Here is a 14,059-nt window from a genome sequence, read left to right as displayed (position 1 = left end):
GCGTAGGAGACTTTGTCGGCGCCGGCGCAAAAAGATCCGGCGGCAGATTGAGGGCCGCGGCTGCGGCCGGAGTCGGCAGCGGCGTTTCCAATTCTCTCGAAGAAGATGTGGGCCCGGCCGGCCAGTTTGCGGCGGCCGGACCAGCGCGCGTTTCCGGCGGGCGGCCGACGGCGCCCTCGAGCCGGTTGATTGTCCCCTCGACCAGGACGTCGTTGGGGCCCCCGATCAGAAGCAAATGTTCGGTGTTGTCGCGCCGCACAATGACGAGCTGGCGCTCGCGATCGACGTCAAAGACGTCGACAATGTCCAGGCGCCGGGCGCGGTTGCGGCCGCCGGGAGCACGGATGCGGCGTCCGAATATCAGACGGAAAATATATAGAACGAGAACCGCTGCGACGAGGAACGCGACAAGCGCTCCAAGCGCCGGCAGCAGCTGAGTGAACTTATCGGGCATGAACGGCTGATCTCTGGTTCGAACGCGCGTGAACCTTGCCAAATTAACAGCATTTCTGGCAAGCGCTGAAAAAAGGTTAATGAATGGTTAATGTGCGACGAATCAGTGTCCTATTCCCACTTGCGGCGTTGCTATTGTTGTCGTCCACGGCCATTGTTCAGATGATTCTACAAGCGTCCGCTGAGTCACGACGCCAGCGTTAGCACGGCCGTCGCGCTCGGCGATAGCGAGATATGGCGGGTGGTTAACAAATGACCGACAGGACGGGATCCTCGGCCATAGAGCGCAGCGAGCGGCCTCCGAATGTGGGATTGACGCTCGCCCTCGTCATTGCGCTGGTCGGAGCGATCGCCGCCTATTACTTGACTCCTTCGGATCTCGCGCCGCGCGTCACTGTGCTGGCGCTGGCGATCTTCGGAGTCGCCGGAATCTTCTTTCTTTGCGCGTACGCCATCGGATTGATCCAGTTCTCCGGCCGCGTCGCGAACAATGATCTGACGAAGTTCATCGCCGACACCTCGAGCGAGGGGCTTCTCGTCGCAAGGGGCGACGGGCGCATCGTCTACGCCAACGAAGCCTATCGAGCGATGTGCGCCGCGAAAGACTCTTCCGGCGTTCAGGTCGTCGAGAGGCTGTTCTCGGGACCGCCTGAAGTCTCGGAGGCGATTTACAGATTGGCGCAGGCGGCGCGCGCTGGCGTTTCCCACAGCGAAGATTTGCGGCTGTCGCCGCCGCTCTCTGGACAGGGGCACGTCGGCTGGTATCGGATTCGCGTCCGGCCGCTGCCGGCGACTGGAGACCGTATCTGTCTGTGGACCGTCGCCGACGTAACCGCCGATCGACAGCGGCAGGAGAACGTCTTCCAGGAACTCCAGCATGCGATCGACTTTCTCGATCACGCGCCGGCTGGTTTTTTCTCCGCCGATCCCGACGGCGCCGTCTCTTACATGAACAAAACGCTGGCCGGCTGGCTGGGTTACGATCTCACTCAGGTCGGATCCGGCGGCGCGACGCTTTCTTCAATTATCGCCGACAATGGCGCGGCGCTTCTCGCGGCGGTATCCGGCTCCCCTGGGGACGTGCGCACCGAGCAGATCGACCTCGACCTACGGTGCCGCAACGGCAAGGCGCTCCCCGTCAGGCTGCTGCATCAGGTGGCTTTCGGCCAGGACGGGCAAGCGGGCCCCTCGCGCACCTTGGCGCTCAACCGCGCGTCCGGCGAACAGCCGGAAGAGAATTTGCGTGCCGCCGAAGTTCGGTTCGCGCGCTTTTTCAATTCGACCCCGATGGCGATGGCAACGCTCGACGGCGAGGGCCGCGTGCTGACGTCGAACGCCGCTTTCATGAATTTGTTGCCGCAGGCCGTGAAGTCGGGGCAGGGCGGGGCCGCGGCGCCCTGGTCGGTGCTTGCGGGACTCGGCGAACGCGACGGCCCGGCGCTGCGCGCGGCGATCGAGGACGCCATTGAAGGCAAGGGCGAAGTGCGCCCGGTTAATGTCATGTTCGAAGACGAGGCCGGCGGCGGTCCTCGATCGGCGCGTTTCTTCGTTTCCTCGGCCGAAGACGCCGGCAAGAAAGGCGCGATGGTCTATGCGCTCGACACGACCGAGCAACGCAAACTGCAGGAGGAGTTCGCACAGTCCCAGAAGATGAACGCGGTCGGCCAGCTCGCCGGCGGCATCGCGCATGACTTCAACAATATGCTGACCGCGATCATCGGCTATTCGGACTTGCTGCTGTCCAGTCACCGGCCGACCGATCCGGCATTTCGCGACATCCGGCAGATCAAGGAAACTGCTAATCGCGCCGCTGGACTGACGCGCCAATTGCTCGCGTTTTCCCGCCGCCAGACTCTGCGTCCGCAAGTCTTGCAGCTCGGCGACGCGCTCTCCGAAGTGCAAAATCTGTTGCGCCGCATCGTCGGCGAGAAGAACGAACTCGAATTGCGGCTCGGCCGCGACCTGTGGTTCGTCAAGGCCGACATCACCCAGTTCGAACAGGTGATCATCAATCTCGTCGTCAACGCGCGCGACGCCATGCTCGAGTCTGGCGGCCGCGTCCAGATCCGCACGCGCAATGTCGTCGCTTCCGAATGCGCCGCCATCGGCGAAGCGGCGCTGCCGCCGGCGGATTATGTGCTGATCGAGGTCGCCGACACGGGCAGCGGCATTCCGGCGGACGTGAAAGAAAAAATCTTCGAACCATTTTTCACTACGAAGGAGGTCGGCAAAGGCACGGGGCTCGGACTTTCGACGGTCTTCGGCATCGTCAAGCAATCCGGCGGCTTCCTGTTCGTCGACAGCGAGGTCGGGCGCGGCACGATTTTCCGCATTTTCCTGCCGCGATATGTGCCGGAGGAAAAGGAGACGGCCCAAAAGTCGGATTCGCCCAAGGCCGCCACGGACTACACTGGCCAAGGCGTGATTCTGCTGGTCGAAGACGAGGACGCCGTGCGCTCGATCGGCTCTCGGGCGCTAACGTCGCGCGGTTTCACCGTGCTCGAAGCGGCGACGGGCATGGAAGCGCTCGAGGTCGTCAATCGCGTCGACGGCAAGATTGATCTCATCGTCTCGGATGTGGTGATGCCGGAGATGGACGGCCCCGCCATGTTCGCCGAACTGCGCAAGCGCGGGGTCGCGGCGAAAGTCATCTTCGTCTCAGGTTACGCGGAAGAGGCTTTCGCCAAGAATCTTCCCGAAGGCGACTTCGGATTCCTGGCCAAGCCGTTCTCGATCAAACAGCTGATCGAGACGGTGAAGGCGCATATGCCGTGACGCCAGAACTGATGAGTGCGCCCCGCCTCCGCCTCACAACGCCGGCGCGACCACCCGCACGCGACGCTTAATTCCGTCGGGTCCGACGACCTCGCGATAGGTTTCCGGCGCAGCGGCGGCCCCTTCCTCAGCGCCGGCCGGCGTCTGCGCCGCGGGCGCGACCGCCGCCGGCTCTGGCGCCGGGACAGGCCCTTTCGCCTTCCGTCCCCGCGAAACGCCGGGCGCCTGCGGGCGCGACAATTGCTCAGCCTGCTCGGCGGTGACGACCTGATCCTTCGCGTGACGCTCGGCGATGAGCCGCTCGGCCCCCGCGAGCGCTTCGGCCCAAGACTGTCCGGGCGGCTTACAGCCGCAGGCCGAATCGTAGACCTTCTCGAATTTATGGGCGTTGGGATGGTCCGAATAGGCCTCTCCGTCGATCGAAAGAGCGGAGCCGAGGCCCTTCCATTGCGACGCCGTATAGAGCTTCACTTCGGCGTTTGGACAGAGCGCCCGGCACATCGCCGCGAGATCGTCGAGATTGGAGCTGCGCGCCGCATAGCTGATCGGGAAAAAGCCGCCGTCGCATTGGCGCACGCAGATCGCCATCGGGCCCCCGCGCGGCGTCTCGTCCAATTGCTCGAGCCCCGGATCAGGCTCCATGATCGTCGGATTCTCGGCCGGCCCGACGCCGAACAGCTCCTCAAAGAAACCGCGCGGTCGCGCCAGGCGCGCCTGCGCGGGCTGGGGATTGCGGCACTCGGCCTCATAGCGGGCGGTGAGCGCCTGGCGCTGGCCGCCGTCGTCGGAGACGGCCCGTTCAGAGGCGGCGATGGCGCTCGAAAGCTGATTGAGTTGCGCGTTGATGGGTCCGCACTGAGGCGACGGGGGGTCGCCGAAAAACAGAAATTGGCCGCGATCGCAGCCGAACGCCCGTGCTTTGGCGGCGACGCGGGCATATTCGCCGCGCTGCCTGGCGGCGGCGGCCTGGTAGCGGCCGGCGTGATTGCCGGCGCTGGCGCGGGCGATCTGGGCGCGCAACTCCGTGCAGTAGGGACTTTCGGCGGCGGCGGGCGAAACGGCGAAGAGGCCGAACGCCGCGACGGCGATGACCGCCAGCAGGGTCCGCTTGGAGGCGTCATTGGTTGAAGAGATATCTATGATCACGGCCCCATTGAACTTTTGGTTCTTTCACATGCGCGCAAAACGCCGTGCCGCTTGTGCGGCGGCCCGCGGCGCATTCTGCGGTATGCGCCCTCTTGCGACGAATCGCCATTTTCGCCAATACCCGGCCCAGCGCAAACGCCTGTAGATTGTCCCGCGCATCATGTCGGCAACAAGGCGCCGGCGCGGGAGTCAACCCCCATGGGCGCGCGGAATTTTTTGCCTCGTCCAGGGTCGAAGCCCTTCACTTGCGGCGCTACTTCGCCCATATCGGCGACGGCGTCGCCTTGGAGGTTGCCGAAATGAAGCGTTCCATACTGCTTGCACTGATTCCGACGATTTTCACGCTTTCTTTCGGCGCCGCGCCGGCTCTTGCGGATAACGGGCCGGATCTCGTTTTCCGCAAATCGGTCGATTTCAAGCTGTTGACCCCGAATGACAAGCTCGCCACCTACGCGATCGACGATCCGATCATCGACGGGGTCGCCTGCTATTATACGGCGCATGAAAAAGGCGGCGTCGCCGGCATGTTCGGCGTGGCGGAGCAGTCGTCGGAGGTTTCGCTCGCCTGCCGGCAATACGGTCCGATCAAATTCAAGGAGAAATTCGGCCAGGGCGATACGGCGTTCAGCGAGCGGCGTTCGCTGCTGTTCAAGCGAATGCATATCGTGCGCGGGTGCGATTCTAAGCGCAATGTGCTCGTCTATATGGTCTATTCGGACAAGCTCGTGGACGGCTCGCCCGAAAGCTCGACCTCGACTGTCGCGATCCAACCCTGGACGGGACAGAACGACGTCCCGCAGTGCGGAGAGTTTCTGAACCGCTAATCCATGCATGCGACGATGGCGGCGTCGGGCTGGATTGACGCGCCCGTCGCCTTCACATCGGTCGAGGCGGTCACATCGTCGGCGCGGCCGAATGCTCTGGCCGCGCCATGGCCATGCGCCGCGCACCAGGAATCGGCGACGATTTGGCCGCAGTCTGCTTTGCCGGTAAGGCATTCCAGCAGGCCGTAGCCCTCTTGGTCCGAGATGACATAAGCGGCGCCTGGGCCCGGCTCGGCATAGGCGCTGAACGAGCAGCCGGCGACGATCAAAACTCCGGCGAACAGCAGCGCAAATGCGCGCCGTCCAACCGGCGCTACAAACTTTGGCATGACCAACAAACCCCACGCGACCCGACAGCTCGACATCAGAGCTAGCGCAGAGCGGTAAAACGCCGGTTAAGCCGCTCGCGGCCAAAGCAAGTCCCCGAGCCGGCTCGCGCTTGCGCGGCGCCGCGCTTTAGCGCATGGTCGCCGCCATGACGCTTCGGTTCACCATTTGTCGCGAGACCATTATCAGCTAGCGATCACGCTGGCCGGAGCCGTCACGTCTCTCCAAACGACATGAAACGACGCCCCGGCCGGCGGCCTTGCGGGGAAATTCATGTCGACGCCTGCGCTAAAAATCTACAACACGCTGACCCGGACGAAGGAGGAATTCCGTCCGATCGATCCCGCGCAGGTGCGCATGTATGTCTGCGGGCCGACGGTTTACGATTATGCCCATATCGGCAACGCCAGGCCGCTCATCGTCTTCGACGTGTTGTTTCGATTGCTGCGCCATCTCGCCAAACAAGGCGTGTGGGACGGCGGCAAGGGCGAAACTAAGGTTACGTACGTCCGCAACATCACCGACGTCGACGACAAGATCAACGCGCGGGCGTTCGAACGCGGGATTTCCATTCGAGAACTGACCGATCAGACCATCGACATATTCCACGAAGACGTTCGTGCTCTTGGATGTTTGAACCCGACCATCGAGCCGCGCGCTACAGATTACATCAGGAACGACGACAAGCAGATCGACATGGTTCGATTGATTCAGCGCTTGCTCGATTCTGGTCACGCGTATGCCGCTGACGGCCACGTGCTGTTCGATGTGACATCCATGCCAAGCTACGGGCGTCTGTCGCGGCGCTCGCTCGACGAGATGATCGCCGGCGCGCGTGTCGACGTCGCGCCCTACAAGCGCGGCGATATGGATTTCGTGCTGTGGAAGCCTTCGAAGGACGACGAGCCGGGTTGGCAAAGTCCTTGGGGCCGAGGGCGGCCGGGCTGGCACATCGAATGTTCCGCAATGTCAGCCGCGCATCTTGGCGAAACCTTCGACATACACGGCGGCGGCATCGACCTCGTCTTTCCGCATCACGAAAACGAGATCGCGCAAAGCTGCTGCGCCTTCGGGCGTGACGTGATGGCGAATTACTGGATGCATAACGGCTTCCTGCAGGTCGAGGGCGAGAAAATGTCCAAGAGCCTGGGGAATTTCGTGACCATCCACGAACTGCTGCATACGGAGAAGTTCGGCGGGCGGAAGTGGCCGGGCGAAGTGCTGCGCCTCGCCATGCTGCGCACGCATTATCGCCAGCCGATCGATTGGACGGTAAAGGCGTTGGAGGAAGCGGAGACTAATTTGACGCGTTTGCTCGAACGCGTAGGCGATGCGACGGCAACAGTTATATCTCCTGAGGTAGTGCAGGCACTGCTCGACGATTTGAACACGCCGCTTGCATTGTCAAAATTGCACTCCGTTCGGGATCCTTCGATCCTCGCGGGTTCACTAAGAATTTTTGGACTTCCCGCGAAGCGCTACGTTCTGAGGGCTGAACCCGGCGCTTTCACATTGCAGGGACAAGAAATTGAAATGCGTATCTTCGCCCGCAATGCCGCCCGCGCTTCAAAAAACTGGGCTGAGTCCGATCGCATCCGCGACGAACTCGCCGCCATGGGCATCGCGCTCAAGGACAATAAGGACGGCACGACGACCTGGGAGGTGAAGCGATGAGCGCGCTTTCCCCCACCCGGCGCGCTGCGCGCGCCACCCTCCCCGCAAGGGGGAGGGAGAGGAACGGCGCGACTTCACATAGCATCCAATCAATGGTGCAAGTCGTACTCTATGAAATCCTGCGTTGTGCTGATGCAGGCCCGTCCCTCCCCTTGACGGGAGGGTGGTTCGCGAAGCGAACCGGGTGTGGTGACCAGAAAGGCGTATCCGATGTCCAATAACGACTGGAAAAAGACGCTGCCGTTCAAGCGCCATTGGGCGTTCTATCTCTTGCTCAAGGTGTTGATCCTTGCGCTTGCGGCCTTCATCGCCTGGCATTTGCTGCGCGCCTTGGAGATCGTCTGACGATGGCGCCGAGTTCGTCAACGCCGGGCTTGCGCCCCTATATGCCCGCCGACGCTGCGACGCTCGCGGCGCTGTTTCGCGACAGCGTCGACGAACTCGCCGAGGAGGATTATGACGACGGGCAGCGCGAGGCCTGGGCGTCCGAGGCCGACGACGTAGAGGCGTTCGGGGCGCGGCTTGCGGCCGAGCTGACCATCGTCGCGCTTGTCAAAGGCGACATCGTCGGGTTTGCGTCGCTGCGCGACAACACGGTTTTTGACATGCTTTATGTCCGGCCCGACATGGCGCGCCAAGGCGTTGGATCTGCGCTCGCCGAGGCCATCGAGAAGCTCGCCGGGGCGCGCGGGACGGCGACGCTCAGCGTCGACGCCTCCGACGCCGCCCGCGATTTTTTCGCCGCGCGCGGCTATGTGGCCAAAACGCGCAACACGATCGAGATCGGCGGCCGATGGCTCGGCAATACGACGATGACCAAGGCGCTGGCGGCGCCTGCCGCAGGGAGCGCGCATTGATGGCCAAAGAGCCGGCAAAGGGGCGGGTCAAGGAGCCGGCGAAAGAGCGGCTGACGCTTTACGATACGACGCTGCGCGACGGCGCGCAGACGACGGGCGTCGACTTTTCGCTCGACGACAAGCGTCAGATCGCCGCCATGCTCGACGATCTCGGCATCGACTATATCGAGGGGGGCTATCCCGGCGCCAATCCGCTCGACACGGAATTTTTTGCACATCGTCCGAAGCTGCGCGCGCGCTTGGCCGCCTTCGGCATGACTCGCCGGCAGGGCCGCTCGGTCGACAATGATCCGGGGGTCGCGGCGCTTCTCGACAGCGGCGCCGATGTCGTCACCTTTGTCGCCAAGAGCTGGGACTTTCAGGTCCGGGTCGCCTTACGCTCCACGGAAGAGGACAATCTCGAAGGCCTTAGGCAATCCGTAAAAGCAGCTGTCGCGCGCGGTAAAGAGGTTGCGGTCGACTGCGAGCATTTCTTCGACGGATTCAAGGCCAATCGCGACTACGCGCTTGCCTGCGCCAAGGCCGCGCACGAGGCCGGCGCACGGTGGATCGTGCTTTGCGACACCAACGGCGGCGCGCTGCCACATGAGATCGAAGCCATCGTCGCTGAGGTCGTCAGACAAATTCCGGGAGACCGCGTCGGCGTGCACTGCCACGACGACACGGGGCAGGCGGTGGCGAATTCGCTCGCCGCCCTGCGCGCCGGCGCACGGCAGATACAGGGAACGCTGAACGGGCTTGGCGAGCGCTGCGGCAACGCCAATCTTACAACGATCATTCCGACGCTGTTGTTGAAGAGCGAATTTTCCGAGCGCTTCGAGATCGGCGTGACTCAGGAGAAGCTGGCGCATCTGACGCGTGTCAGCCATGCGCTCGACGAGCTTCTCAATCGCGCGCCGAACCGCCACGCGCCCTATGTCGGGGCCAGCGCCTTCGCGACCAAGGCCGGCATTCACGCCTCGGCGGTGCTGACCGATCCGCGCACCTATGAGCACGTCACGCCGGAATCGGTCGGCAATGTGCGGCGCGTGCTGGTGTCGGATCAGGCGGGACGTTCCAACATCGTCTCCGAACTCGCGCGGCTTGGCGTTGTCCTCAACAAGGACGATCCGCGGCTGACGCGTCTTCTCGACGAGGTGAAGGAGAAGGAAGCGCAGGGCTACGCCTATGAAGGCGCCGACGCGTCGTTCTTCCTTCTCGCGAAGCGCGTGCTCGGCGAAGCGCCGCATTTCTTTGACATCGAGCGCTACAGCGTCGCGGTCGATCGCCGCTTTGCGAGGAATGGCGGCTTTGAGGACCAAGGCGCCGAGGCGATCGTCAAAATCAACGTGCATGGCGAGAGCCGCATATCCGCCGCCGAAGGTAATGGTCCGGTCAACGCGCTCGATCTGGCGCTGCGCAAGGATCTTGGCGCCTATCAGCGCTTCATCGAGGACGTTCGGCTGGTCGATTATCGCGTCCGCGTGTTCCAGGGCGGCACCGACGCGGTGACGCGCGTTCTGGTCGAATGCGCGGATGACGAAGGCGCACGGTGGTCGACGGTCGGCGTTTCGGCCAATGTCATCGACGCGTCCTTCGAGGCGCTCGTCGACGCGATCAACTACAAGCTGCTCGTTTCGGGCGCCAAGCCAGCGCCGCCGGCGCAGGGCTAAAGCCGCTCGGTGACCGCTGTCTCGCTGATGTCGGGCGTATGCCGGATCGCCGCGAAGATCATCGGCAGAATGTCCTCGACGCGTTCGGCGACGAGATAGCGCACGTCATAGTCTTCGCGGATGAACTCCTCATTGTGCATATGGGCGAATAGCGACAGCAGCGGCCGCCAGAAGCCGGCGATGTCGGCGATGACGAGAGGCTTGGTGTGCCGGCCAAGCTGAATCCAGGTCAGCTGCTCGGTCAATTCTTCCAGCGTGCCGACGCCCCCGGGGAGCGCGACAAAGGCGTCGGAGCGTTCGAACATCAGGCGTTTACGCGTATGCATGTCCTTGACGACGATAAGCTCCGTCGCGCCGGCAAAGGGGATTTCGCGGTCGTCGAGGAATTCGGGGATGACGCCGGTGACGACGCCGCCGGCGGCGATCGTCGCCTTCGCCAATACGCCCATCAGACCGATCGCGCCGCCGCCATAGACGAGTCCGATGCCGGCGCGGGCGAGCGCTGCGCCCAACGCGCGCGCCGCCACGGTATGGCGCGGATCGGCGCCGATCGAGGAGCCGCAATAAACGCAGATGTTTTTAATTTCCCGCATATCGTTTCTCTCGCAGCGCTTCGCACGGGGTGCGCATTGCTTCTAAACGTCATATATGACGCAAAACGCCGCGTCCGCGGCCCCATCCATTCGGAGACATATGTTCAGACCCGATCAAGGCGAATCGAGCGACCCGAACGCGCTCGATCCGGAAGACGCCGCGCCCCCGCCTGTTGCCGATCAACAATTGTCGGAGTCGTCTCTTTTCAAGACGATACGGCATTTGTGGCCCTATCTCTGGCCACGCGGCCGAGCCGATCTGGAGTTCCGGGTGGCCGCGGTTTTCGTGCTGCTCGTCCTCAGCAAGCTGTTCAACGCCGCGACGCCTTACGCCTTCAAGTGGGCGACGGACGCGCTTGCCGAAGGCGGTCCCGGCGCGTGGGGGAAAGTTGGGGCCGCCGCGATCTATTTCACGCTGCTGATGGGCGCCATGCGCATCGTCACCGTCGTGCTGATGCAGATGCGCGACGGCATTTTCGCGGCTGTGGCGATGCATGCCGTGCGCCGGCTGGCGACCGATCTCTTCGTTCACATGCATGAACTGTCGCTACGCTTCCATATCGGTAGAAAGACCGGCGGGCTGACGCGCGTGCTCGAGCGCGGGCGCAATGGCATCGAAACGTTGTCGCGTCTGATCATGTCGACCGGCGCGCCGACCGTGATGGAAGTGGCGCTGGTGCTCGGCATTTTCGTCTATCAATTCGATTGGCGCTATGGGCTAGTGCTGCTCGCGACTCTCGCCGGATATTTTCTCTACACGACGCTCGCCACCAATTGGCGGATCGCCATTCGGCGTAGAATGAACGATAGCGACACCGACGCCAATCAGAAGGCGATCGACAGCCTGTTGAATTATGAGACGGTCAAATATTTCGGCGCCGAAAGGCGAGAGGCGGAGCGCTACGACGGATCAATGATCCGCTACGAGCAGGCGAGCACGCAGTCCTATGTCTCGCTTGCGGTGCTCAACGCCGGCCAAACCGTGATCTATATCCTCGGGCTCACCGCCATGATGGTGATGTGCGTCTATGGCATCGAGGCCGGCCGCAACACGGTGGGCGATTTCGTCCTGATCAACCTGATGATGGGGCAGTTGGCGCAGCCCTTAAATTTCATGGGCACCTTCTACCGGGAGGTGCGGCAGGCGATCATCGACATCGAAACGATGTTCTCGATCCTGGCGCAGAGCCCCGAGATTTTGGACAAGCCCGGCGCGCAGCCGCTCGTCGTGCGCGACGGACGGATAGTTTTCGACGATGTCTCGTTCTACTACGAGCCGAACCGGCCGATTTTGAAGGGCGTAAGTTTTGAAGCTGAGCCCGGACAGACCGTCGCGATCGTCGGCCCTTCGGGGGCGGGGAAGTCGACGATCTCCCGGCTGATGTATCGCTTCTACGAGCCGCAAGGCGGGCGCATCATGATCGACGGCCAGAACATTCTGGACGTGACGCAGGAGAGCCTGCGCGCGGCGATCGGCATGGTGCCGCAGGACACGGTGCTGTTCAATGATTCGATCGGCTACAACATTCGCTATGGACGGTGGGACGCGAGCGACGAAGCGGTGCGCGACGCGGCGCGGCTCGCGCAGATCGACCGCTTCATCGAAAGCGTGCCGGAGGCCTATGGCGCGCAGGTCGGCGAACGCGGGCTGAAGCTTTCAGGCGGCGAGAAGCAGCGCGTGGCGATCGCGCGCACCATTCTAAAAGGCCCGCCGATTCTCATCCTCGACGAAGCGACGTCGGCGCTCGACAGCCTCACCGAACATGAGATTCAGGAGGCGCTGCGGCGCGTCGCCAGGGGCCGCACGACGCTGGTCATCGCGCATCGGCTCTCTACGATCGTCGACGCCGACGAAATCCTGTTTCTCGATCACGGCCGCATTGTCGAGCGCGGGACGCATAAGGAGCTGCTGGCGCTTGGCGGGCATTACGCCGGCATGTGGAATCGCCAGCGCGAGGCGGCGGAGGCGCGCGCGAAACTGCTGGAGGCGGAGCGCGAGGAATTGGAGGCGTAACGCCGGTCGCTTCTCTCCCGCTCTGGTCGGACTGCATCGCGCGCCCCAGTTTTCAGCAAATGATGCATCCATAGGCGAGGCGGTCGTGTAGGCTGAAGGGCGGCGTTGTCGTCATGCCCGGAGGGTCCGATGACGAGGAAACGCATTCTCGTCCCGTTTGTCGTCGCGGTCTGCCTGGGGACGGGCGCGGCCCGGGCGCAGATCAAGGCGGAGCATCCCCGCCATTGCGTGATGAGCGTCGGTCCGACGCAAATGATGTTCAGCGCCTTTCAGGAGAACGGGACCGACGAGATATTTTGCCGGCATGTGCCGTCGCTGGGCCCGACGATCATCATTCTCGATGCGCAGCAGGTCGAGCTGCGCGACATGAACATCGAAATTCGCGTGCTGCGGAGCGTCGGGCAGAAGGACTGGCGCGACGATCTCGACGCCAACACGGTCGCCGTCTTGCCGCCGAAGAAATATCTGGCGGACAAAGGCACGGCGAGCTTCACCCATAATTTCGTCAGCGAAGGAAACTATGTCGCTCTCGTCAGGGCGACCAGCGACGACGGCGCCAAGGAATATGTCGGTCAATATGACTTCTCCGTCGGCGACACGGTGGAATGGTATGTCGCGCTGGGACTGATGTCGCTGGTCGGCGCCGTCGCCGCGCTGGGCATGTGGCGCCGCCGCCGCAACGCGCCGCGAGCACAGGCGGGAAAGCGGGTCGGATAGTCGTTAGCCCTTCGTCAATCGCTTGTGATTGCGATTGACGCGCTTGGCGTAAACGGCGAGGGCGCGTTCGGCGGCGCGATGCGGTTGTCCTGTCGCCATGCTCATCGCGGCCGCGAGGCCGGCCTCGGCCGCCGCTTCGAGCTTTTCGCTCACCATCAGATCGCTTTCGCGCTTGCCATGCGCGCCGCCCGTGGCGATCTTCATCAGCCGCAAGCCGATGACCTGATTGGCCGCGAAACCCATTTTGAGCGTGTCGGAAAAAAGCTTATTCATTCTCAATCGACTTCTGCGCATCGTGGCCTCCCGTCAAGGTAAATAGCGCGGCCGCGGCATTGGCCAACCTCAGCGGCTACTCCATGACCGATTGCAAGCCGAGGCGCGCGACGAATGGATCGAAATCTCTGTCGCTATAGAGCAGCGGCCATCCGCTTTCGATGCAGCGCGTCGCGATGATCGTGTCGATTGTCTTTCTCGGCCTCACGCCCAGGGCGCGCAGCTTGCGGTAATTTTTTGCGGCGCGCACGGCGATTTCCCTTCCGCCGAGTTCCACGATTGTCAGCGCCGTCAAGAATTCATGAGCTTGGTTGAAGTCTCGATCTCGATCGAAGCTCTGTAGCACTTCGGTCAAAATCAGATCGCCGATCGCGAGCAATTCCTCTTCGAGCAGTCCGTCAAGACGATCAGTCTCAGGCGACGCGACTCCGCGGAAATAGTCAATCCAAACGCTGGAATCGACTAGGATCAATTGTCTCTCCGCATCGCGTCGAGATCGCCGCGCCAGTCGAGCTTGCCGCGCAGTTTTCGCATCTGTGTCTGCTTTTGAAGCCGCAGCAGCGTCCGTAGCGCCAGGTCGACGGCCTCTTTCTTGGTTTTCAGGCCGGTCGCGCGCAGCGCCTCTTGCATGAGCTTGTCGTCGATGACGATGTTGGTGCGCATGTGTATGATCCTCATGTCCGATACACATTGTAGTTTGCCGGCGCATTGGCTGCAAGCATCTTAGCGCCGCTTCCATCCCACGGGCGTTGGC

Annotated in this window: 14 protein-coding genes and 1 pseudogene; 8 read left to right on the top strand and 7 right to left on the bottom strand. The window is 62.8% G+C overall.

The features are described from left to right. Window positions 1-454: pseudogene (locus QZ964_RS19130) on the bottom strand (flagellar biosynthetic protein FliO); the annotation flags it as partial. A gap of 251 nt (window positions 455-705) precedes the next feature. Here QZ964_RS19130 and cckA point away from each other — a divergent pair. After that, window positions 706-3,228, top strand: a complete 2,523-nt coding sequence (gene cckA / locus QZ964_RS19125; protein WP_292533595.1) for a cell cycle histidine kinase CckA — start codon at window positions 706-708, stop codon at window positions 3,226-3,228. A 33-nt stretch (window positions 3,229-3,261) separates the two neighbouring features. On the opposite strand, the gene QZ964_RS19120 is transcribed toward cckA, so the two are convergent. After that, window positions 3,262-4,374, bottom strand: a complete 1,113-nt coding sequence (locus QZ964_RS19120) for a DUF2865 domain-containing protein (protein WP_292533594.1) — start codon at window positions 4,372-4,374, stop codon at window positions 3,262-3,264. 299 nt (window positions 4,375-4,673) lie between these two features. Between QZ964_RS19120 and QZ964_RS19115 the strand changes: the two genes are divergently transcribed. Then, window positions 4,674-5,198 carry a CreA family protein gene (locus QZ964_RS19115; RefSeq protein ID WP_292533592.1) on the top strand — a complete coding sequence of 175 codons (525 nt, stop codon included), beginning with the start codon at window positions 4,674-4,676 and terminating at the stop codon, window positions 5,196-5,198. Here the strand turns inward: QZ964_RS19115 and QZ964_RS19110 are convergent. After that, window positions 5,195-5,527 carry a hypothetical protein gene (locus QZ964_RS19110; protein WP_292533590.1) on the bottom strand — a complete coding sequence of 111 codons (333 nt, stop codon included), beginning with the start codon at window positions 5,525-5,527 and terminating at the stop codon, window positions 5,195-5,197. The genes QZ964_RS19115 and QZ964_RS19110 overlap by 4 nt on opposite strands. 271 nt (window positions 5,528-5,798) lie before the next feature. On the opposite strand from QZ964_RS19110, the gene cysS reads away from it, so the two are divergent. The 4 genes from cysS (at window position 5,799) to cimA (ending at window position 9,708) form a co-directional block, all read left to right on the top strand. Next, entirely contained in the window at window positions 5,799-7,199 is a 1,401-nt protein-coding gene (gene cysS, locus QZ964_RS19105; protein ID WP_292533589.1) for a cysteine--tRNA ligase, read from the top strand. 210 nt (window positions 7,200-7,409) lie between these two features. Further along, complete coding sequence (locus QZ964_RS19100) at window positions 7,410-7,544, top strand: hypothetical protein (RefSeq protein ID WP_292533588.1); 135 nt, start codon at window positions 7,410-7,412, stop codon at window positions 7,542-7,544. 2 nt (window positions 7,545-7,546) lie between these two features. After that, window positions 7,547-8,056, top strand: coding sequence for a GNAT family N-acetyltransferase (locus QZ964_RS19095; protein ID WP_292533587.1), 510 nt, complete (start codon window positions 7,547-7,549; stop codon window positions 8,054-8,056). Then, a complete protein-coding gene (gene cimA, locus QZ964_RS19090) occupies window positions 8,056-9,708 on the top strand; it encodes a citramalate synthase (RefSeq protein WP_292533585.1) in 1,653 nt (550 codons plus the stop codon). Before QZ964_RS19095 ends, cimA begins: the two co-directional genes overlap by 1 nt. Here cimA and QZ964_RS19085 read toward each other — a convergent pair. After that, the gene (locus tag QZ964_RS19085) at window positions 9,705-10,301 is read right to left on the bottom strand and encodes a TIGR00730 family Rossman fold protein (protein ID WP_292533583.1); all 597 of its coding nucleotides are present in this window, start codon (window positions 10,299-10,301) and stop codon (window positions 9,705-9,707) included. The genes cimA and QZ964_RS19085 overlap by 4 nt on opposite strands. A gap of 100 nt (window positions 10,302-10,401) precedes the next feature. On the opposite strand from QZ964_RS19085, the gene QZ964_RS19080 reads away from it, so the two are divergent. Together QZ964_RS19080 and QZ964_RS19075 are read left to right on the top strand one after the other, a co-directional pair. After that, window positions 10,402-12,315: an ABC transporter ATP-binding protein/permease gene (locus QZ964_RS19080; protein WP_292533581.1), complete on the top strand. Its 1,914-nt coding sequence runs from the start codon at window positions 10,402-10,404 to the stop codon at window positions 12,313-12,315. A 129-nt stretch (window positions 12,316-12,444) separates the two neighbouring features. After that, window positions 12,445-13,032 carry a hypothetical protein gene (locus QZ964_RS19075; RefSeq protein ID WP_292533579.1) on the top strand — a complete coding sequence of 196 codons (588 nt, stop codon included), beginning with the start codon at window positions 12,445-12,447 and terminating at the stop codon, window positions 13,030-13,032. A 3-nt stretch (window positions 13,033-13,035) separates the two neighbouring features. Here QZ964_RS19075 and QZ964_RS19070 read toward each other — a convergent pair whose 3' ends face one another. The 3 genes from QZ964_RS19070 to QZ964_RS19060 form a co-directional block, all read right to left on the bottom strand. Next, on the bottom strand, window positions 13,036-13,305 hold the full coding sequence (locus QZ964_RS19070) for a hypothetical protein (protein WP_292533578.1): 270 nt from the start codon (window positions 13,303-13,305) through the stop codon (window positions 13,036-13,038). A gap of 76 nt (window positions 13,306-13,381) precedes the next feature. Further along, a complete protein-coding gene (locus QZ964_RS19065) occupies window positions 13,382-13,777 on the bottom strand; it encodes a PIN domain nuclease (RefSeq protein ID WP_292533576.1) in 396 nt (131 codons plus the stop codon). Then, complete coding sequence (locus QZ964_RS19060) at window positions 13,774-13,968, bottom strand: type II toxin-antitoxin system VapB family antitoxin (RefSeq protein WP_292533574.1); 195 nt, start codon at window positions 13,966-13,968, stop codon at window positions 13,774-13,776. Before QZ964_RS19060 ends, QZ964_RS19065 begins: the two co-directional genes overlap by 4 nt. Window positions 13,969-14,059: the final 91 nt, after the last annotated feature.

Source organism: Methylocystis sp. (assembly GCF_021731785.1).
Taxonomy (GTDB): Bacteria; Pseudomonadota; Alphaproteobacteria; order Rhizobiales; family Beijerinckiaceae; genus Methylocystis.
This window is presented reverse-complemented; position numbering and strand designations above follow the sequence as displayed.

What these genes read in the sequence shown, in the direction of transcription:
- QZ964_RS19085 (WP_292533583.1), bottom strand. Translation starts at nt 10,301, where the DNA reads ATGCGGGAAATTAAAAACATCTGCGTTTATTGCGGCTCCTCGATCGGC.
- cysS (WP_292533589.1), top strand. Translation starts at nt 5,799, where the DNA reads ATGTCGACGCCTGCGCTAAAAATCTACAACACGCTGACCCGGACGAAG.
- QZ964_RS19110 (WP_292533590.1), bottom strand. Translation starts at nt 5,527, where the DNA reads ATGCCAAAGTTTGTAGCGCCGGTTGGACGGCGCGCATTTGCGCTGCTG.
- QZ964_RS19095 (WP_292533587.1), top strand. Translation starts at nt 7,547, where the DNA reads ATGGCGCCGAGTTCGTCAACGCCGGGCTTGCGCCCCTATATGCCCGCC.
- cckA (WP_292533595.1), top strand. Translation starts at nt 706, where the DNA reads ATGACCGACAGGACGGGATCCTCGGCCATAGAGCGCAGCGAGCGGCCT.
- QZ964_RS19115 (WP_292533592.1), top strand. Translation starts at nt 4,674, where the DNA reads ATGAAGCGTTCCATACTGCTTGCACTGATTCCGACGATTTTCACGCTT.
- QZ964_RS19070 (WP_292533578.1), bottom strand. Translation starts at nt 13,305, where the DNA reads ATGAATAAGCTTTTTTCCGACACGCTCAAAATGGGTTTCGCGGCCAAT.
- QZ964_RS19075 (WP_292533579.1), top strand. Translation starts at nt 12,445, where the DNA reads ATGACGAGGAAACGCATTCTCGTCCCGTTTGTCGTCGCGGTCTGCCTG.
- cimA (WP_292533585.1), top strand. Translation starts at nt 8,056, where the DNA reads ATGGCCAAAGAGCCGGCAAAGGGGCGGGTCAAGGAGCCGGCGAAAGAG.
- QZ964_RS19080 (WP_292533581.1), top strand. Translation starts at nt 10,402, where the DNA reads ATGTTCAGACCCGATCAAGGCGAATCGAGCGACCCGAACGCGCTCGAT.
- QZ964_RS19100 (WP_292533588.1), top strand. Translation starts at nt 7,410, where the DNA reads ATGTCCAATAACGACTGGAAAAAGACGCTGCCGTTCAAGCGCCATTGG.
- QZ964_RS19060 (WP_292533574.1), bottom strand. Translation starts at nt 13,968, where the DNA reads ATGCGCACCAACATCGTCATCGACGACAAGCTCATGCAAGAGGCGCTG.